Source organism: Streptomyces rubradiris (genome assembly GCF_016860525.1).
GTDB classification, from domain to species: domain Bacteria; phylum Actinomycetota; class Actinomycetes; order Streptomycetales; family Streptomycetaceae; genus Streptomyces; species Streptomyces rubradiris.
On the sequence record NZ_BNEA01000007.1, the window covers coordinates 477,514 to 495,564 of the forward strand.

Below are 18,051 nucleotides of genomic sequence, written 5' to 3' on the forward strand. Positions count from 1 at the left end.
CGGCGGGGGTGTGACGCCGTAGCGGGAGTCAGTGATCGTTCACGGCGTGCCGCGGCCGACGACGGCAGTGCGTACGCCCGGTTCGGTGGCGACCGCCCCGTCCCCGTCCTCGCCGGACGGCTTGCCCGGCGCCGTCGAGGACGCGCTCACGGCCCATTCGATCAGGACATCGGCCATCTGCCGGGCGCGGGTCGCCGCATTGTCCACCGAACGCATCGAGTTCGCGATGCAGGCGCCCTCGTGGAGGATGAGGAGCTGATCGGCGAGCCCGGCCGGGTCCGACGCCCCCGCTTCGGCGGCGAGTTGCCCCAGGTACGCGCGCAGCCACGCCTTCTGCTGGAAGGCCACCTCCTGCCCGGGGTGGTCCTCGGGGAGTTCCACGGAGGCGTTGATGAAGGCGCAGCCTCGCGGGTTGCGTTCCCGTAGCCAGTCGTGCAGGGCGTCGAACGTGGCGAGGAGTTTCTCCCTCGCGGGTACCTAGCCGCTCGTTGACGTGCTGGGTCAGGGTGGTCCGCCAGAGCCCGTCCCGTGCCCGGAGGTAGGCGACGATCAGCTCGTCCTTGGAGCCGAAGCGGTCGTAGAGGTTCTTCTTGGTGACCCCGGCCTCTTCGGCGATGACCTCGACACCGACGGCCCTGATTCCCTCCTCGTAGAAGAGGCGGGAGGCGGCATCGAGGATGGCCGCGGCCTCCGACAGCCGGCGCGGAGCGTCTTCCTGACCCTGCCCGGGTCCGCGTGCGCTCCCTGACATGATCCGCGACCGGAACTTCCTGCCGGCCTGCTCGCGGATGGTGGGTGTGCCTCTCGTACCGCACCCGCTGCGCACCCCGACCGTCCCGCCACCAGAGGGCCGAGAAAGGTGTACAGGATGTAGTCGATAGAACCGGCGGCGGCGACGGAGGCGTAGCCCGCTCCGGGTGTCAGGCACGGAATGTCAATCCGCTGATCATTGCCCCGAAGACAGTGCCGCACGACAACGAACCGACGGCAACAGTGAAGCCCGTTCACCCCTCGTGGACGCACGGCAACGTCGATGGATGCCGCGACACGTACGTGCGGGTTTCGTGCCGGCATCGGCATTGAGGCCGAAGCCGCGGGTGCCGGTGGGGATACACCGGGGTTCACGAAGGCTCCCGGGACGGATGGCTGAATTCCGGGGGTTCGTACGCAGGGCCGGCGACCCGCGCCGGGGGACGGTCACTCCCGTACCCGCGACTGCGCCGGGGCGGGGACCCGCCTCCCGGGGCCGGACCGGCCGAGCAGCGCGGTGAGGACGACGGCCGTCAGGGTTCCGGCCACGACACCGCTGCCGAGGATCGTTCGGGCCCACTCGGGGAACCCCGCGTACAGCTCCGGGCTGAGCAACGGCAGCAGTCCCATCGTGAGCGCGAGCGCGGCCGTCAGGTTGCCCGTACCCGGGCCGGACAGGTCGGCTCGGCGGAGCATCTCGACGCCCATGACGGCGATGACGGCGTAGACGACGAGCGCCGAGCCGCCCACGACGGCCTCGGGTATGCCGGCCAGCGCCCGGGAGACGGGCGTGGCCAGGCCGACGACGACCAGGAGCACGCCCGCCCCGGCGGTCACGAAACGGCTGCGGACTCCGGTGAGCCGGCCGATGCCGATGTTCTCGGCGCTGGTGACCATGAGGGATGTGCCGAACAGTCCGCCGGCCAGCGAGACGAGGGCGTCGGCGCGGGCGACGCGCGGAACGTCCCGCTCGGGAGTGGGGGTCCGGCCCACGGTCTCGCTGTTGAGCACGGTCTGCCCGGTGATCTCGGTCAGCGTGGTGAGGCTGAACACGAGCAGCGGCAGAGCGGCCACGAGGTCGAAGCGCGGTGGCCCGAAGGGCAGGAGGGCGGGCAGCGCGAAACCCGCGCCGGCCGCGGGGGTGAAGGCGCCGAGGCCCGTCGTCACCGCCACGACGGTTCCGGCCGCCATCCCGATGAGGACGGAGGTCTGCCGCCAGACGCCGCGCAGCAGCACGTACGCGGCGACGGTCGCCGCGACCGTGAGCGCGGCCAGGAGCACCGCGCGCGGCTCGCCCCTGCCGTCCGGACCGGTGACGAGCCGGGCGGCGACACGGATCATCGCGACCCCGATGAGCAGGACGGTCACGCCCATGACCAGGGGCGGAAAGAGCCGTACGACACGGGTGTACAGGGGCAGTACGGCGAGCAGCAGTGCCGCCGCCAGGAGGACGGAACCGGTGGCGGTCGGCGCGCCGTGATCCTGGGCGATCTGCAGGAACAGCGCTGTCGCGGCACCGCCGGGCAGCATGACGAACGGCAGACGGCCGCCGATCCGCCACACGCCGAGGGACTGGAGCAGGGCTCCCGCGCCGCACAGCAGCAGGACGGCGCTCAGCAGCGAGGCCGTCGCACCGGGCGGCATCCTCAGGGTGCCGGCGACGAGGAAGACGGTGGAGACGGGGGCGGCGATCAGCACCAGGACGTGCTGGGCGGCCAGCGGCACCAGCCGCCGCAACGGCACCCGCGCGTCGACGGGTTCGGCGGAGCGGGTGGCGGCCGGGGCATGGATGCTCGTCATGCCGCCGCGTCCAGCCACGGGATGTCGGCCGCCGCGTAGCGGTAGGCGCGGAAGACGGCGTTGGGCTCGGACGGGAAGAGGCCCCGGACCTCGCTCTCCTCGTAGCCGGCGAAGTACGGGACGACGTACTCCCAGCACAGGTAGCCGTCCTTCGTCACCTCGAACAACCGCCCGGACGGAGAGTCGGTCACGAGCGTGTTGCCGTTCGGCAGGCGCTGCGCGGAGCCCATGAAGGGCGCGAAGAAGAACTCGCGGGCCGGGTCGTGGTACTCCCACACGATGTCTCCGTCCGCCCGGTCGATCTCGATGACGCGGGAGTACGGCACGTCGTGGCCGGGCCGGAAGACGCCGTTGTCGAAGACCAGCAGCCGGCCGTCGTCCAGTTCGGTGGGCGCGTGCTGCTGGCTGACCGTGCCGGGACGGCTGCGCCAGAGGATCTCGCCGGTCTCGCGGCTGATGACGACGACGGCCGAGACACTGCGCAGGCTGGCGAGGACGTTGCCGTCCCGCAGGGGTGTGACGCTGTTGATGAGGGGCCAGTGTTCACGGGCGTACGCCTCGTGCAGCGGGAAGGACGCGCGGTCGAGGTGCTCGGCGGCGCGCCAGGACCACAGGAGTTCGCCGTCCGGGCCGACCTCCCTGATGGTGTCCGCCCAGACGACACCGCCCGCGGCCTCGGAGCCGGGCACTCCGCCGCGTACGGCCGCAGCCTGAGCGCCGGTCAGGGGCTCCAGGGCCGTATAGAGTATCCGGCCGTCGTCGAGGTGGTGGGCGTCGTGGTGCTGGAGGGGGTCGCGATGCTCCCGCAGTACCGTTCCGTCGGGTGCGGCGCGGAGCATGACGCCGCCCCGGTACTTGTGCCACATCGGGAAGAGGGCCTTCTCTCCCGGGAGTACCCCGTTGTAGGCGAGGGTTCCGTCGGCCAGGAGGCGGGCGTGGCGGCCGGGCCGGTACGGGAGGTCCCAGCGGTGGACGGTGCGGCCGTGGATGTCGATGAGGTAGACCTCGCCGGTGCCGGTGAGCGGTGCGTAGAGGGTGCAGCCGTCGTACACGGCCGTCTCGTCGAGGGCGATGAGGCCGGTGGGACGCCGGCGGCGTGAGTTCTGGTCGATCGGGGGCATGTCGGAACTCCTCGTTTCTTCAAATTTTCTTTGACGAGACCAATCGACTTTGACGGTAGAGGTGTTGTGTGACGGGCGTGTGTCGGCAGTACGAAACCGCCTGCGGCCGCTCGGCGTGCGCCGCGTAAGGTGCCGTCAGGCACCGTCGACCAGGGAGAACGGCGCCGCGGGGCGGGAAAGGACGGGTCATCCATGGAGGCCGGGAACACACCTCGGGTGGGTGCCGCCGTACGCCGTCGCCGCCGGGCACTCGACCTCACGCTCGCGGAGGTGGCACGGCGCAGCGGGCTCTCCTCCCCGTTCCTGAGCCAGATCGAGAACGACCGGGCGCGCCCCAGCATGCGCTCGTTGCAGCGGATCGCGGACGCTCTCGGCACCACGGCGGTACAGCTCCTCGCGGCCTCGGACGAGACCCGTACGGTCGACGTGGTGCGCGCGGGCGACGACAGCGGCCTCGACCGGGAGGCACGGGTACGGCCGGTGGTGCGCGGCCGCCATCAGCTGCACGCGCTGGAGTTCGTCGGCGCGCACGAGGCGGACCGCGAGTTCCGGCACCGCAACGACGAGTTGATGTACGTGGCGGACGGCTCGGTGGAGGTGGAGGCCGAGGGACAGCTCCACCGGCTGGGGCGCGGGGACACGCTGCTGCTGTCCGGCGGCGTCCGGCACCGCTGGCGCTCCACCGAGCCGGGCACACGGGTCCTGGTGGTCGCGGTCGGCGACCACGTGGAGGTGGTCGAGTCCTGACGGGTGACACGGCGCGCCGGGGAGGCCGGTGCCGGTCCGGAACGCGGCGTCAGTGACAAAGAGGTGCGCGCAGGAGGTCGCGACCACAGGGAACCGTTGCCTGTAGGCCGGGTGCCTCGGACCCGGCACGGTCCGGCCCTGCCCGCCCAAGGCACATCTGCCTCATCCGCCTTGTCCCAGGCCGTACACCCGTGCGGCGGTGGCGCCGAACACCTGCGCCGTCTCGTCGGCCGTGCAGCCGGACAACAGTTCCTCCGCGGTGGCGAACACGCGCTCGTAGTCCGCGGCGAGCAGGCAGACCGGCCAGTCGGAGCCGACCATCAACCGGCCGGGTCCGAACACCTCCAGCGCGACGTCCGCGTAGGGCCGCAGGTCGTCCACCGTCCATGTCGCCCAGTCGCCCTCGGTGACCAGACCGGACAGCTTCGCCACCACGTTGGGCTGCTCCGCCAGCGCCCCGATCCGGTCGGCCCACGGGCGCAACGACCCGCCCACCACGTCGGGTTTGGAGAGGTGGTCGAGAACGAAGAGCAGGTCGGGGACGGCTCGCACCGCCTCCAGTGCCGCGGGCAGCTGGTGCGGCAGGGTGAGCAGGTCGTAGGCCAGCCCGGCGTCGCGCACCGCGCGCAGCCCGGCGAGGACATCGGGCCGCACCAGCCAGCCGGGGTCCGGTTCGCCCTGCACCAGATGGCGCACCCCGACCAGGAAGCGCCCGCCGGGCCCCGACCGCAGCCCGGCCAGGACGTCGGCGACGTCCGGTGCGGTGAGGTCCACCCAGCCGACGACACCGGCGATCAGGGGCGAGTTCGCGGCCAGCGCCAGGAACTCCGCCGTCTCATCGAGGTCGGGCAGCACTTGGACCAGCACCGTGCGCCCCACTCCGGCCGACGTGGCCACCGCGTGCAGGTCGGCTTCGGTGAAGTGCCGCCGGATCGGCGTCATCTCCTCACCGGCCAGCCACGCATGGGGCCGTGTGGCCGGGTTCCACACATGGTGGTGGGCGTCGATCCGGAGCGGACGGTGACCGGGAGACGGAGACGCGTTCATCGAGCAGCCCTTCCCCTACGGACCCGCCCGCGGCGCGGCACCCGGCGGCCGCCGGCCAGGGCATGCCGGTACCGGCCGGGTGGGTGTGCGTGCGGCCCCGGCGATGTCCGGGCACGGCGGCCGGTGTCCGAGTGGCGACAGTGGTAACTGGTACCGCGTTTTGCAGAGTTGCCGCGAGCGCCGGACGGCCGCCCAGGAACGCCCCCGCTCGCACCGGCTGTACCCGAAGGCACGAACGCGCCTGGCGACGCGGCCTTCCATCGCACCGTCGTCGCCGCGACCGGGAACGAGACACTGACCTCGCTGCTGGAGGGGTCGTCCAGCCGGACCATCCGGGCCAGGGTGTGGCGCGGTGTGCTCGAAGGCGATGCCTCGCACATCACTCTCGCCGAGCACGAGGCCATCTACAACGCCCTGCGCGCCCGCGACCAGTCGCTCGCGCAGTCCAGCGGCGTGCTTCACGTCGACACCTCGGAAGTAGGGCCGCGCTCGGTGCTGACCGGCTCCTCGGAACCGGACAACGGGCAGGGTCCGGCCCCTGCGCGTCATACCGGGAGGGCGGGCACCACCAGGTGTACACGTCAGCGGCCCGGCAAGAACCTGCCGGCAGCGGGCGAGCGTCCCAAATCCCGGACGTCCGGGGGACGTTGTCCGCGTGGTCGTCCTCGCCGACCCCCTCTCCGGCAACCGGCCGACCTTCGACTGCCCGTACCGCGTCCCGCCCCGCACCGAATGCCGCAGGAGCGATTGACGCAGTGACATGACCATGCAACGCTGCGTGGGAGCGCTCCCACCCCTGTCCCGTCCAGCCCAGGAGCAGCCCATGACCTCTCTCTTCCCAGCCGTCCGGCACCGCTGTCGCGCGGCGGCCGTCAGCCTGGTGACGGCGCTCGCCCTCGCCGGCACGCTGACCGACGCCACCGGAGCCGCGGGGCTCACCCGTACCGCGGCGGCGCCCGCAACCACCCTCGCCGACTCCCCGGTCCGGGTCAACCAGCTCGGGTATCTCCCGGACGGCCCGAAACGCGCCACCCTCGTCAGCTCGTCGGCGCAGCCGTTGGCATGGCAGCTGGTCGACGCCTCCGGCCGGACCGTCGCCTCCGGCTCCACCGCTCCGCGCGGCACCGACGCGGCGTCCGGCGACTCCACCCACCTGGCCGACTTCACGTCGTACAAGGGCGCTGGCAAGGGCTTCCGCCTGGTGGTGGACGGGCAGAGCAGTCCGGCGTTCGACATCCGCGCCGGCCTCTACGGTTCTCTGTTCTCGGACTCGATGTCCTTCTTCTACCAGCAGCGCAGCGGCACGCCGATCGAGGCCTCCCTCGCCGGAGCGGCCTACGCACGGCCGGCCGGGCACCTGGGCGTGGCACCCAACATGGGCGACACACAGGTGCCCTGCCAGGCCGGGGTCTGCGACTACTCCCTCGACGTCCGCGGCGGCTGGTACGACGCCGGCGACCAGGGCAAGTACGTGGTGAACGGCGGCATTTCCACCTGGCTGCTGGTCAACTCCTACGACCGTGCGGCGCGTGCGGGCACGGCCAAGGCCCTCGGCGACTCCACGCTGCGCGTCCCCGAGCGTGGCAACCGCGTGCCCGATGTGCTCGACGAGGCCCGCTGGGAGCTGGAGTTCCTGCTGCGCATGCAGGTGCCGGACGGGCGGCCGTACGCCGGCATGGCCTTCCACAAGATCCACGATGCCAACTGGACCGGGCTGCCCACCCGTCCCGAGCAGGACCCGCAGCCGCGCGAACTGCACCGGCCCTCCACGGCGGCCACCCTCAACCTCGCGGCGACGGCCGCGCAGTGCGCCCGGGTGTACGCCCCGTTCGACCGGGCGTTCGCGGCGCGCTGCCTGACCGCCGCGCGCAAGGCCTGGGCCGCCGCCGAGGCGAACCCCGGCGTGATCGCGCCGGACTCCGACAGCACGGGCGGCGGCGCGTACGGCGACGGGCAGGTGAGCGACGAGTTCTACTGGGCGGCGGCCGAACTGTACGCGGCCACCGGGGAGAAGACGTACCGCGACGCCGTCACCTCCTCTCCCTGGTACACGTCCTCGGACGTGTTCACCTCCTTCGGCTTCGGGTGGGCCGAGACCGCGGCCCTCGGCCGTCTCACCCTCGCCACCGTGCCGAACCGGTTGCCGGCCCCGGACGTGGCCCGGCTGCGCACCTCCGTCGTCTCCGCCGCCGACGGCTACCTCACCACCTTGGGCACCCAGGGCTATCCGGCTCCGATTCCCGCGTCGGCGTACGTCTGGGGCTCCAACAGCCAGGTCGCCAACAACGCCCTCGTCATGGGAGTCGCCTATGACCTGACCCGGCAACGGCGTTACCGTGACGGCGCCGTCGAAACGATGGACTACCTGCTGGGCCGCAATACGCTGGGTACGTCCTACGTCACCGGCTACGGCACCCGGTACTCCCACAACCAGCACCACCGGTTCTGGGCGCACGCGTACGACGCCTCGCTGCCCAACCCGCCCGCGGGCTCCCTGGCGGGCGGGCCCAACAGCGCCCTTCAGGACCCCGTGGCCGAGGAGCGGTTGCCCGGGTGCCGGCCGGCGGCCTGCTACGTGGACGACATCGGCTCGTACTCGACCAACGAGGTCGCCATCAACTGGAACGCTCCCCTGGCCTGGCTGGCCGCCTTCGCCGCCGAGCACCGGCGCAACTCCTGAACGGGCGGCGGCGGTTCGCGTCGCGTACGGCGTGCGCGCGGCACGGCCGGCCGGATCGACCAGTCCGCGCGTCCGGCGGGGCTACGGGAGGCCGGACTGCCGCGGTCGGCTGCACGGCGGCGCGGGGGTGTGGTTTCGGCGGCGACCGCGGACGCTCCCTACCCGTGGAAGGTCGTGACCTCTTCGAGCGCGGCCCGCTCGGTCGTGACGTGGTTCACGGGCGCGGCCTCGTCGGCGTACCCGAAGGAGATGCCCACGAGCAACCGCCCTGTGGTGACCGCGAGTTCGGTGCGGACCGTGCCGGCGTAGAAGCTGAGCAGTCCCTGCGGGCAGCCGGCCACGCCGTACGCGGTCATCGCCAGGAGCAGCGTCTGCATGTAGGCGCCGACGTCGGCGGCCAGCCGGGGTCCGCCGTCCCCGGTGACGAACAGGAACGCGGCGTGCGGCGCGCCGTAGAAGCGCAGGCTCTGCGCGTCGTAGGCCGCTCGCGCGTCGTGATCGTCGGGGCCGATGCCCAGCGCTCCGTACAGGCGGGCGCCGAAAGCCGCCCGGCGCGCCTGGTGCACCTCTGTGTACATGTCCTCGGAGTACGGGAAGTCGGCCGAGGTGCGGTGTGCGGCGTGGGCGGCCTGCAAGGCGTCCGCCAGGCGCTCGCGCGCGGCGCCGCTGACCACTTCCACCCGCCACGGCTGGGCGTTGGAGTTGGACGGCGCGGCGCCGGCCAGCGAGAAGATCGCGCGCATCGTGTCCTCGGGTACGGCGTCCGGGCGGAACGCGCGGGTGGCGTGACGGCCGCGTATCAGCTTCTCCGCGCAGCCGCTCAGCTCGGTGGGGACCAACAGGCACATGGGACGCTCCTCGTCAGCACGAAGTAAACGGAACCGTTTACTTTGCGGATATCGCGGGACCCTAGCAGACGCCACCCCGCGAGGTAAACGCGGACGTATACTTGGGGCATGAGTGCGACGACTACCGCCCCTGGGGCGCGTGGACGGGGCGGGCGGGAGCGCATCCTGGCCGCCGCCGCCCGGCTGTTCGCGGTCCAGGGGATCAATGCGACCGGCATGGAGCAGGTCGCGGAGGCGGCACCGGTGTCCAAGCGGACGCTCTACGCGCACTTCCGGACCAAGAGCGACCTGGTGATCGCCCACCTCCAGGACCTCGCCTCGTCGGGGGCGACCCTGGAGAGCGTGCTGACCCGCGAGGACATCCCGCCGCGGGAGCGGATCCTCGGGCTGTTCGACCAGCCCGCGCCGGACGCGGTACCGGTGCGCGGGTGCCCGTTCATCGATGCCGCGGCGGAGTTCCCCGACCCGGACAGCACCGTCCACGCATACGCCCGCGAGCAGAAACTACGCATGGTGGAGCTGGTCACCGCGCTGGTGACGGAACTGGGCTGCCGTGAGCCGGCCGCACTCGCCGAACAGCTGGTCACCCTCGCGGACGGGGCGGCCAGCCGGGCGATGGTGCTGGGCGAAGCGGACTACGGTCGGCACGCACGGGCGGCAGCGGAGACGCTGCTCGCGCACGCCCTCGCGGGGTGACCCATCGGCCTCCGGCCGCGGTCCTTTCCCCTTGCCCGCCGCTGACCTGCCGTTCGCGGAACCGTCTTCACGCAGTCGTGCCCGCACCGGAGTCGTCGGCGGGCCGTGCCGCGAGAAGGCCGGGCCACCGGGGGCTGCCTCCGGCTTGGAGGCGCAGCGGGCATGGGCGCGTCGGATCACCTTCGCGGCCGGTCTTCACGGGGCGGTCAGCCGGTCGCGGCGGGCGAAGCGCGGTGTCGGTCCAGGATGCCCTCGACGATCCTCATCAGCCGGTCCCCCGCCTGGTCGATGCTCCCGTTCTGCGTGCTGACCTGCGCGCCTTCAAGCACGAAGGTGATCTCGGCCGCGGCCTGCCCGGGGTCGGGCAGCCCGGCCTCGGCACACATGCCGACCAGTCTGCGGGTCTGCTGGGCCTTGTGCTCCTCGATCACTTGCCGCGCGGGATGGGAGCGGTCGGGCAGTTCGGCGAGGGAGTTGATGAACGGGCAGCCCCGGTACGAGATGGCCGGCAGTCCTTCGGCGATGAAGCGGGCCAGGCCGAGGATCTGCTCCCTGGGGCGGCCGGGGTGTTCGGCCTCGGCCCGGTCGAAGGCCGCCTGGTAGTCGGCGGCGACGATCCGCAGCCACTCCGCGACCAGGGCGTCCTTGGTCTCGAAGTGCCGGTAGACCGCCATTTTGGTGGTCTCGGCCTTCTCCGCGATCGCCTGGACGCTCACCCGCCGGATCCCCTCGCTCTGGAAGAGCTCTTCCGCCGCGTCGAGGATGCGCTCACGAGGTGGCAGTTTGGCCACCCTGCCCGGCCTTCTGGCGGTCGCTTCCATGCCTACTCCGTGATGTCCGGTCCGGTGCGGGTCCCACACCCACCGCTACGGTACCAGTCCGTTCCATGCGATACCGTTCGGTCTCATCCGAGACTCATCGGTATCGTCCGGCCTGCTGGGAGTGACAGTGAGAATTTCCGAGTACGTGAGCTTCGACGCGGTCGGGCTCGCGGAGCTGGTGGCCAACGGCGAGGTGACCCCCGCCGAAGTGGAAACGGCCGCACGGGAGGCCGCACAGGCGGTCAATCCGCGGATCAACGCCATCGTGGAGACATGGCCGGCCGACGACGCGCCCGACCCCGGCAGCGCGCCGCTGGCCGGGGTGCCCTTCCTGATCAAGGACATGGGAGCCGCCATGGCCGGGAGGCGGATGGAGCTGGGCAGCCGCCTCGCGCTCGGCCACGTCGCGCGCGCCGACTCCTTTCTGATGGCACGCTTCCGTCGCGCCGGCCTCGTGACGTTCGGGCGTACCGCGACACCGGAGATGGCCTACAGCATCACGACGGAACCACTGCTGTACGGCGCGACCCGCAACCCGTGGGACCCGGAGCGGAGCGCGGGCGGATCCAGCGGGGGCGCGGGCGCGGCCGTCGCCGCCGGGGTGGTCCCGATCGCACACGCCACCGACGCCGCCGGCTCGCTGCGCATCCCGGCCGCCTGCAACGGCCTCTTCGGGCTGAAGCCCACCCGCGGCCGGGTCTCCATGGGCCCCGACTTCGACGAGGTCTTCAACGGCCTGGCCGTGCACGGCAGCCTCAGCCGCACCGTACGCGACAGTGCGGTACTGCTCGACCAGATCCGCGGCCCGGAACCGGGCGACCCCTACTCCGCCCAGGAGCCGTCCCGGCCGTACGCGGAGGAAGTCACCCGCCATCCGGGCTCGCTGCGGATCGGTGTGCTCACCCAGGCGTGGGGCGGGCGCCGCACCGCCCCCGCCGTGACCGACGCCCTCTCCCGCACCGTGCGCCTGCTCGAATCCCTCGGCCACCGGGTGGAGGAGGCGGAGGTCGGCCTCGGGGCCGGCTGGGAGGAGTTCGTCCTGGCCAACGCCCGCCTGATGACGGCGAATCTGGCGGCCCAGGTCGACGAACTGGCCACCGCCTTCGGCCGGCCGGTCGACTCCTCCACCCTCGAACCGCCCACCCTCGCCGGCTACCACTACGGGCAGCGGGTCAGCGGCGCCCAGTTCGTCACCGCCCTCACGATCCGGAACCGGGTCGCCCGAAGCCTGGCACGGCACTTCGACACGTACGACATACTGCTCACCCCCACCCTGCCGGAACTGCCCGTACCCCTGGGCACCTACGCCGACGGCGCGGAGGCACTGGACGGCCTCGGCTGGATCGACCGCCTCAACGACCGCTCACCGTTCACCCTGGCGTTCAACGTGGCGGGCACACCGGCCATGTCCGTACCCGTGACGGCCGACACCGAGACGGGGCTCCCGATCGGCATGCAGTTCGCCGCCGGTCATGGACGCGAAGGCCGCCTCTTCCGCCTCGCGGGCCAACTGGAACAGGCGAGCCCCTGGTCGGGCCGGACCCCCACGGTGTGGGCAGCGGGTACCGCCCGTCCCTGAGGGGCGCTCCTGAAAGGCCCGCCGCTCCCGCCGCAGATGCCCCACCTCGGCAGGCGTCTCCCCCCGACCGCATCCTCCCTGTGAGTGACCGACGCACGTCAGGCCGGCGTCGTACCGCGCACTCGTCCGGATGAACACGCGCATGGCGACACCAGCTCTCCGCGCCTCCTCCGACGGGCGAGGGCCCGCCTCCGCGCCGGGCCGCGCGGTGCCCGTGGCCGCGAGGAACCGCCGACGGCTTCGCGGCGGGCTCGCCGGAAGCCGGCCTGCCGTGCCGCTACGATTTGCGCCGCTGTACGCCGATGCGTGCATGCATGCCGAGCCATGCCCGGCCGGCCTGCCGCGCCGCGTCCCTGCACCGGTGCGGATGCCCGGCCGACCCACCTGACGACCACTGGGGGACACGGACATGCCTGAGCAAGAGGCCCGGGAGCCGGACCCGGCGCCGGGAGCGCGGTTGGCGCTGTTGCTGCGCCACTGGTGGGAGGAGGCCGGGAGCGCACCCGGCGGTGCCCGGCCGACACAGCAGGCGCTGGCCGCGAAACTGGGCATCGACCAGACCACGTTGTCGCGCTACCTCAATCCGAAGCACCCCTTGAACGCCCCCTTGCGGGTGGTGGAGGCCCTGCACGCCCGGTTGCGGGCCCCGGCGGCGGAACTGGAGCAGGCGAGGGCCTTGTGCCGGGCCACGCTGGAGGACAGCGGTCGCGAACGGCCGGCCGGTGCCGGTGACGCGGTACGGGCGGGCCGGTACGGCGCGTGGGGCCGGCCCCGCTCCCGCCGGCCGCTCCCGGCGCTGCTGGCGTCGGCCGTCGTGCTGTCCTTCGCCGCCGGGATCGCCGTACACGCACTGGTCGCCCCGGACCGCGGTGTCCCGGCCGACGGCGTTCCCGGTGCGTTGCGCGTGGGTGAGTCGCCGTACGAGTGGCCGCTGCTGCGGATGAAGAAGGAGGACCAGTACACCCGTGCCCGGGCAGTGCAGCACCTGCTCCACGCGCACGGCTACAAGGTGAGGACGGACGGCTTTTTCGGTGAGGAGACCCGGGACGCCGTCATGGACTTCCAGCGGAAGCACCATCTGGTGTCCGACGGCAAGGTGGGCCAGGACACCTGGCCGGAGCTGGTGAAGACGGTCGGGCCCGGTTCCTCGGGGCACATGGTCCTGGCCGTGCAGGAACTCCTGGACAACGTGGGCCAGGGCGGCACGGTGGTGTCGGGGCAGTACACCGCCGTGACCGCCGACGACCTGAGGTTCTTCCAGCGCACCCACCACCTGCCCGTCACCGGCAGGGCGGACCCGGACACCTGGCTGGCCCTGCTGGTGCGGCAGCGTCCTCCCGCCAGTGCCCCGGCGTATCAGAGGTCCACGGGCACGCCGCCGTCCGCGTCCGGGTGAGAGGCGGTGGCACAGGGCCGCCCGCATGGCGTGCCGACCCGCACTCCCGACGGCATAACACCAGGTCACAGACGCCCCGTTCGCCGATGCCCGGACACGGCATGGATGTGCCTGGGCAAGCGGCCGGCATCGGCTTCCGCTGTCCGGCTCCTGCGGCCATGCTGCTGCCGCGACCGGCGCTCCGGCCGGCCCGCCTCCGTCGGCGGCGGCGCGCCCCGGGACGCGTTCCGGTCCGGCTTCCGTGACTCATTCACCTGGAGGAGCAACCATGTCCGCTGTCCGCAAGACCCTCACGTCCGCCCTGTCGGCTGCCCTTCTGGCCGGCGGCCTGGCCGTGGCCGCCGCCGGCCAGGCGAGCGCGGCCACGTGCCCCTCGTCGTCCGCCCCGGTGATCGACGGGGCGAGGGCCGCCTGGTCCCTGCGCTGCTCGGGCGACAAGGTGACGGTGTCCGGCTGGGTGGAGGACACCCGGGCCGACATGAAGTGTGCCGTGGTCCGCATCAACGCCGGCAACGGCGGCTACAAGACGAAGTCCGCCTGTGGCTCCGGGGTCCGGGAACAGTTCTCCTACACCTTCGGCGGAACGAAGTCGGCGCAGGTCCGGCTGGCCATCGCCTGACCCGGCAGCCGAGGGGGCGGGCCACGGCGCCCGCCCCCGCTACCACTCCCGCACGTGCACGGCCCGAACAGGCCGTACGGAGAGAAAACAGGTACACACATGAGCAGCAACGGACGGCGCGCCCGCGGCATCACGGCCACCGTGGCGGTGGCGGCCGCCCTGACCGCGGGGCCGGCCCTCGCCCCGGCCGCCACCGCCCACGCACCCGCGGGAACCGTGGCCGCGGCGGCGGGGCCGGCGACCACCCTGGTGTTCGACAAGAACCCGGCCTCCCCCACCCACTCGAAGCTCTCCGTCTACGAGGGAGACGAGCTGCTGGCCACCTACCGCGCGGGCTCGGGCACCGGCGTCAAGGACGACTGCGTCCGCGCCAAAGGCTGGATTCCGAACGGGAATTGGAGGATCAAACTCAAGGATCCCTTCTATGACGGCCGTCTCATCAAGGGGTACGCCGTCTATCTGCAGGACATGAAGTGCTCCCGGGGCACCCTGACGCGCACGCAGATGTTCATCCACTCCGAGATGAACCGTGACGGCGGCCAGGGGAGCACCGAGAGCCGCCGCTGGGACGGCGACGGGGACTACAAGTCCAACGGCTGCGTGAAGCTCGGTCCGACGGACATCAAGAAGATGTTCCGCCTGCTGAACCGCATCGGATGGCCGACCCACCTGCGCGTGGTCTCCTGACACCGGCTCTCACCCCTTCCTCGGCCATCCGCGCGAGGACCTCGGGTTCGCCCGGGGTCATCGCCTGCCCAGGGCCGGCCCATCGGAGGCACGTCCTCAGGCAGCCCCATGTCGCGACGGTCCCGGAGAGCCGCCAGTACGAGGCCGGCAACCGCATCGGACCCGCCGCCTCCGTATCCGCTGTGATGACCTACGATGCGTCAGTCCTCCGGCACATCCGGATCATCGTGCGGTAAAGGGAGTCCATGCGCCTGTCCAGCTACCTCAGGAAGGCCACCATAGGCGCGGCGGTGATACCCCTCCTCGCCGGGTGCGCGGGGGAACAGAGCGCGGGCGGGACCGTGGAGCGAGCTTCGAAGAGGCCTGCCTCCTGGACGGACCTACCGGTGCGGACCGGCGCACGGAACGTCGTCCACACGGACACCGACCACCGGTCGTACGAGGTCAGGATCACGGTCAAGAGCCTGGTCCGGGGTTCCAAGGAAGACATGCGGGGGGCGCGCGTGGACGAGGAACTGAAGGGCATGGTTCCCCACTACCTCACCTTCGAGGTCACCAACACCGGCCGGAAGGCGATCCCCGCCGCCTACCTGGTGGACGGCGGCTTCGCCCTGAACGGCACCGACTGGGCGGACGCGGAGAAGGTCTACATCAGCGGCGGCAGGCCCGGCGGGGTCGACCTGCCCTGCGCGGACACCGCGCCGAAGACGCTGGCACCCGGTGACTCGTACCACACCTGCGTGCCCTACGCGTTGCCCGAGGGCGTCGGCGTGCTGTCGCTGACGTACAGCGCCGGCGGCTACCTCGACGAGGGCGGGGACGTCGCCGTCTGGCCCGTCGAGGGCGGCCTTGACACGGCGTCCGCAGGGCTGGCGGAGCCGGGGGACATCGTCCGCGTCCGGTGGGAGGCCCGCGAGGACGGCGTTCTCGAACTGCCCGCCAGGCTGGTCTCCGTACGCCGGGGCAGCGCGGCCGACCTCGCGGGCCTGGACCTCGACCTCAACGACGACGAGCGGCGCGGCGTCCCCTACTACGTATCGGTCACCTACACCAACACCGGGCCGACGGACCTCTACACCGATCAAGCCGACCGCGTGCGCCTGCTCACCGAGGGCGGTCGGCAGATACCGGGGAAGACACCCTTCGTCCGCGACACGAAGATCCCCGGCTGTCCGTCCGACTGGGTCGCCCGGGTGATCCCGCCGGGCGGCAGCGTGACGGAGTGCAGCATCCATCTGGTGACGGACGACGACGACAAGCCGTTCGCGGTGGGTTTCGTACAGACGGGCCGACCGGGGCTGGTGGCCTGGCGGGCCCCCCTGCGCTGAGGCAGCCGGGGCAGCCGGCCGGCCTGCCGCCCGTCCCGCCGTCCGGCCGCACCGAGGCGGCACAGCGTGGTGTTCCTTACCTCCCTGGTAATCGCGGCGCGATGAGGCGCGCGGTTACGTTCGGGGCGTCGTCCCACAGGGGGACGCGAGCGATCGGTAAAGGAACCCGTCGTGCCCGCTTACGGCTTCGCGCATCTCCGCAACCGTCGTCATCACCCCGACGTCCTTGAGTACTTGGAGCGCATCCAAGGCACCCTCGACCCCTTCCACGGACGCTTCGTCATCCACGGTCCGCCGGCCCAGGTGGTGGAGGGTGCCTGGCCCGGCAGCATGGTGCTGATCGAGTTCCCGGACCTGGCCACGGCCCGTGCCTGGTACGTCTCCCCCGCGTACCAGGAGATCCTGAGGCTGCGAACCGACCACATCGAGGGGGATGTGCTGCTGATCGAGGGCGTGGGGGCACATTACGATCCGCGCGAGCGGTCAGCGAAGCTGCGCGCGGAGGCCGGACGTCACGGTGACGACACCGAGGTCTGATCCGAGGGGTCGGCGGCAGCGGGGCGCGGTCGGATCTCGTCGGCGGCCCGGGCCACGCGCTCCAGTCGGCGATGGTGGCTCTCCCACCATGCCCGGTCCGCGGCCGGCAGGCTGTCCTGGTCCCGCCCGTGCCCCGCGGACCCGTCGATGAGTTCGCGCACGATGTCGGCGTGGCCGGCATGGCGCTGGGTGTCGCAGATGACGCGTACCAGGACGTGGTGGAGGGTCACCTCCCGCCGCTCCTCGGGCCACCACGGGACGTGACCGGTGGCGTCGAGTGCCAGCGCCGCGATCGTGCGGTCCGAGTGCTCCCACGCCTGGCGGTACAGCCCCACGATCTCTTCGCGGGACTCCTCCGCGGTGGCCCACATGTCCGCGTTGGGTTCCGCCTCCCGTGTGTACCACCAGGGCGGCGGCTCCTCCTCGAAGAACGGGCGCCCGAAGGTGTCGCCGAAGTAGGCCAGTTCCACGCCGGCGACGTGTTTGACCAGCCCGAGCAGGTTGGTTCCGGTCGGGGTCAGCGGACGGCGGACGTCGTACTCCGAGAGCCCGTCGAGCTTCCACAGCAGCGCGTCCCGCGCCTGTTGCAGATATCGGAGAAGGTCCGCTTTCGGATTCGGTTCGATCATGCCGGGCAGTCTTCCATCCGCCACTGACAACCGGACCTGCCACTGACAACCGGACCTGCGACACGGCCGGCGGCCCTTGGTCAGCGGCGGTTCCGGGCGAGCACTCCCGCCACGAGTCGCCGGGCGTAGGAGGCGTCGAGCCCGTCCGGGCGGAAGAGGATGCGGTACATCAGGGGGGCCACGACGTGGTCGATGACCGTCTCGGTCCCGGGAGTGTCCTCGCCGCGTTCGGCGGCCCGGGCGAGGATGACGTCGATCTGCGCGGCGGCGTAGTCGGAGCACCGGCCGGCGTTGCCGCCGTCCGGGTCGCCGAGCAGCGCGTCACGGATGTGGGCGCGGCCGCTGGGGGCGGCCATGTCGTCGAGGAACTGCTCGGCCCAGGCGGTCAGGTCGGACGACAGGGTGCCGTGGTCCTCGGGCTCGGTGTCGGGCCGTAGCCGCTCCACCGCGACGTCCGACAACAGTTCCTGCAGGTCTCCCCAGCGGCGGTAGATCGTCGAAGGTGTCACGCCCGCGCGCTGGGCGACCAGCGGCACCGTCAGGGCGTCCCGGCCCAGCTCCGACGCCAGTTCCCGTACGGCGGCGTGCACGGACGCCTGGATCCGGGCACTGCGCCCGCCGGGGCGCACCATCTGCCTGCTCATGGGAACCAGCTTAAAGCTCATTCATTGCGTCTAGTGCGGGCCGCCCGTCTCCCTCAGGCAACGGTCCTGGGCGCGCCCGTGCCCGCCTCGGCCAGCCCGCGTGGGTCCGGCCGGGCGGGCCG

At 72.1% G+C, this 18,051-nt stretch carries 18 protein-coding genes and 1 pseudogene; 10 read left to right on the forward strand and 9 right to left on the reverse strand.

The window, feature by feature from the left end; translation table 11 throughout:
- Positions 1-39: 39 nt before the first annotated feature.
- The 4 genes and pseudogenes from Srubr_RS40475 to Srubr_RS11430 all read right to left on the reverse strand — a co-directional run bounded on the left by Srubr_RS40475 (position 40) and on the right by Srubr_RS11430 (position 3,671).
- The gene (locus Srubr_RS40475; protein ID WP_373313402.1) at positions 40-438 is read right to left on the reverse strand and encodes a hypothetical protein; all 399 of its coding nucleotides are present in this window, start codon (positions 436-438) and stop codon (positions 40-42) included.
- Between the two features lie 163 nt (positions 439-601).
- Positions 602-751, reverse strand: a pseudogene (locus Srubr_RS40480) (TetR family transcriptional regulator); the annotation flags it as partial.
- Between the two features lie 446 nt (positions 752-1,197).
- Positions 1,198-2,550, reverse strand: coding sequence for a uracil-xanthine permease family protein (locus Srubr_RS11425; RefSeq protein ID WP_189991279.1), 1,353 nt, complete (start codon positions 2,548-2,550; stop codon positions 1,198-1,200).
- Entirely contained in the window at positions 2,547-3,671 is a 1,125-nt protein-coding gene (locus tag Srubr_RS11430; RefSeq protein ID WP_189991281.1) for an aryl-sulfate sulfotransferase, read from the reverse strand. The genes Srubr_RS11425 and Srubr_RS11430 overlap by 4 nt, the downstream gene beginning before the upstream one ends.
- Before the next feature lie 192 nt (positions 3,672-3,863).
- Here Srubr_RS11430 and Srubr_RS11435 point away from each other — a divergent pair, with 192 nt between their 5' ends.
- Positions 3,864-4,418, forward strand: a complete 555-nt coding sequence (locus tag Srubr_RS11435; protein WP_189991283.1) for a helix-turn-helix domain-containing protein — start codon at positions 3,864-3,866, stop codon at positions 4,416-4,418.
- Positions 4,419-4,580: 162 nt separating this feature from the next.
- Here the strand turns inward: Srubr_RS11435 and Srubr_RS11440 are convergent, their stop codons facing one another.
- Complete coding sequence (locus Srubr_RS11440; protein ID WP_189991284.1) at positions 4,581-5,465, reverse strand: amidohydrolase family protein; 885 nt, start codon at positions 5,463-5,465, stop codon at positions 4,581-4,583.
- Positions 5,466-5,633: 168 nt separating this feature from the next.
- Here Srubr_RS11440 and Srubr_RS41640 point away from each other — a divergent pair, with 168 nt between their 5' ends.
- Positions 5,634-6,224 (forward strand): FCD domain-containing protein, encoded by a 591-nt coding sequence (locus Srubr_RS41640; RefSeq protein WP_308439888.1) that lies wholly within the window; start codon positions 5,634-5,636, stop codon positions 6,222-6,224.
- 64 nt (positions 6,225-6,288) lie between these two features.
- Positions 6,289-8,145 (forward strand): glycoside hydrolase family 9 protein, encoded by a 1,857-nt coding sequence (locus Srubr_RS11450; protein WP_229926512.1) that lies wholly within the window; start codon positions 6,289-6,291, stop codon positions 8,143-8,145.
- Positions 8,146-8,303: 158 nt separating this feature from the next.
- On the opposite strand, the gene Srubr_RS11455 is transcribed toward Srubr_RS11450, so the two are convergent.
- On the reverse strand, positions 8,304-8,993 hold the full coding sequence (locus Srubr_RS11455) for a nitroreductase (RefSeq protein WP_189991288.1): 690 nt from the start codon (positions 8,991-8,993) through the stop codon (positions 8,304-8,306).
- 108 nt (positions 8,994-9,101) lie between these two features.
- On the opposite strand from Srubr_RS11455, the gene Srubr_RS11460 reads away from it, so the two are divergent.
- Positions 9,102-9,689: a TetR/AcrR family transcriptional regulator gene (locus Srubr_RS11460; protein ID WP_189991290.1), complete on the forward strand. Its 588-nt coding sequence runs from the start codon at positions 9,102-9,104 to the stop codon at positions 9,687-9,689.
- Positions 9,690-9,895: 206 nt separating this feature from the next.
- Here the strand turns inward: Srubr_RS11460 and Srubr_RS11465 are convergent, their stop codons facing one another.
- Positions 9,896-10,510, reverse strand: a complete 615-nt coding sequence (locus Srubr_RS11465; RefSeq protein ID WP_189991292.1) for a TetR/AcrR family transcriptional regulator — start codon at positions 10,508-10,510, stop codon at positions 9,896-9,898.
- A 127-nt stretch (positions 10,511-10,637) separates the two neighbouring features.
- Here Srubr_RS11465 and Srubr_RS11470 point away from each other — a divergent pair, with 127 nt between their 5' ends.
- The 6 genes from Srubr_RS11470 (at position 10,638) to Srubr_RS11495 (ending at position 16,656) form a co-directional block, all read left to right on the forward strand.
- Complete coding sequence (locus tag Srubr_RS11470) at positions 10,638-12,089, forward strand: amidase (RefSeq protein WP_189991294.1); 1,452 nt, start codon at positions 10,638-10,640, stop codon at positions 12,087-12,089.
- Positions 12,090-12,498: 409 nt separating this feature from the next.
- Positions 12,499-13,485, forward strand: coding sequence for a peptidoglycan-binding protein (locus Srubr_RS11475; RefSeq protein ID WP_189991296.1), 987 nt, complete (start codon positions 12,499-12,501; stop codon positions 13,483-13,485).
- 268 nt (positions 13,486-13,753) lie between these two features.
- A complete protein-coding gene (locus Srubr_RS11480; RefSeq protein ID WP_189991298.1) occupies positions 13,754-14,104 on the forward strand; it encodes a hypothetical protein in 351 nt (116 codons plus the stop codon).
- Between the two features lie 99 nt (positions 14,105-14,203).
- The gene (locus Srubr_RS11485) at positions 14,204-14,791 is read left to right on the forward strand and encodes a L,D-transpeptidase family protein (RefSeq protein ID WP_189991301.1); all 588 of its coding nucleotides are present in this window, start codon (positions 14,204-14,206) and stop codon (positions 14,789-14,791) included.
- Positions 14,792-15,177: 386 nt separating this feature from the next.
- Positions 15,178-16,119 (forward strand): hypothetical protein, encoded by a 942-nt coding sequence (locus Srubr_RS11490; protein ID WP_203854969.1) that lies wholly within the window; start codon positions 15,178-15,180, stop codon positions 16,117-16,119.
- Between the two features lie 171 nt (positions 16,120-16,290).
- On the forward strand, positions 16,291-16,656 hold the full coding sequence (locus tag Srubr_RS11495; protein WP_189991305.1) for a DUF1330 domain-containing protein: 366 nt from the start codon (positions 16,291-16,293) through the stop codon (positions 16,654-16,656).
- Here the strand turns inward: Srubr_RS11495 and Srubr_RS11500 are convergent.
- The gene (locus Srubr_RS11500) at positions 16,632-17,285 is read right to left on the reverse strand and encodes a DinB family protein (RefSeq protein ID WP_189991307.1); all 654 of its coding nucleotides are present in this window, start codon (positions 17,283-17,285) and stop codon (positions 16,632-16,634) included. The genes Srubr_RS11495 and Srubr_RS11500 overlap by 25 nt on opposite strands.
- Before the next feature lie 80 nt (positions 17,286-17,365).
- Positions 17,366-17,929 (reverse strand): TetR/AcrR family transcriptional regulator, encoded by a 564-nt coding sequence (locus tag Srubr_RS11505; protein WP_189991309.1) that lies wholly within the window; start codon positions 17,927-17,929, stop codon positions 17,366-17,368.
- Positions 17,930-18,051 lie beyond the last annotated feature (122 nt).

Bases quoted from the DNA above. Each gene is read 5' to 3' on its own strand.
- Srubr_RS11505 (WP_189991309.1), bottom strand. From the start codon at position 17,929: ATGAGCAGGCAGATGGTGCGCCCCGGCGGGCGCAGTGCCCGGATCCAG.
- Srubr_RS11425 (WP_189991279.1), bottom strand. From the start codon at position 2,550: ATGACGAGCATCCATGCCCCGGCCGCCACCCGCTCCGCCGAACCCGTC.
- Srubr_RS11475 (WP_189991296.1), top strand. From the start codon at position 12,499: ATGCCTGAGCAAGAGGCCCGGGAGCCGGACCCGGCGCCGGGAGCGCGG.
- Srubr_RS11485 (WP_189991301.1), top strand. From the start codon at position 14,204: ATGAGCAGCAACGGACGGCGCGCCCGCGGCATCACGGCCACCGTGGCG.
- Srubr_RS11465 (WP_189991292.1), bottom strand. From the start codon at position 10,510: ATGGAAGCGACCGCCAGAAGGCCGGGCAGGGTGGCCAAACTGCCACCT.
- Srubr_RS11435 (WP_189991283.1), top strand. From the start codon at position 3,864: ATGGAGGCCGGGAACACACCTCGGGTGGGTGCCGCCGTACGCCGTCGC.
- Srubr_RS11450 (WP_229926512.1), top strand. From the start codon at position 6,289: ATGACCTCTCTCTTCCCAGCCGTCCGGCACCGCTGTCGCGCGGCGGCC.
- Srubr_RS11455 (WP_189991288.1), bottom strand. From the start codon at position 8,993: ATGTGCCTGTTGGTCCCCACCGAGCTGAGCGGCTGCGCGGAGAAGCTG.
- Srubr_RS11430 (WP_189991281.1), bottom strand. From the start codon at position 3,671: ATGCCCCCGATCGACCAGAACTCACGCCGCCGGCGTCCCACCGGCCTC.
- Srubr_RS11500 (WP_189991307.1), bottom strand. From the start codon at position 17,285: ATGATCGAACCGAATCCGAAAGCGGACCTTCTCCGATATCTGCAACAG.
- Srubr_RS11460 (WP_189991290.1), top strand. From the start codon at position 9,102: ATGAGTGCGACGACTACCGCCCCTGGGGCGCGTGGACGGGGCGGGCGG.
- Srubr_RS11440 (WP_189991284.1), bottom strand. From the start codon at position 5,465: ATGAACGCGTCTCCGTCTCCCGGTCACCGTCCGCTCCGGATCGACGCC.
- Srubr_RS11480 (WP_189991298.1), top strand. From the start codon at position 13,754: ATGTCCGCTGTCCGCAAGACCCTCACGTCCGCCCTGTCGGCTGCCCTT.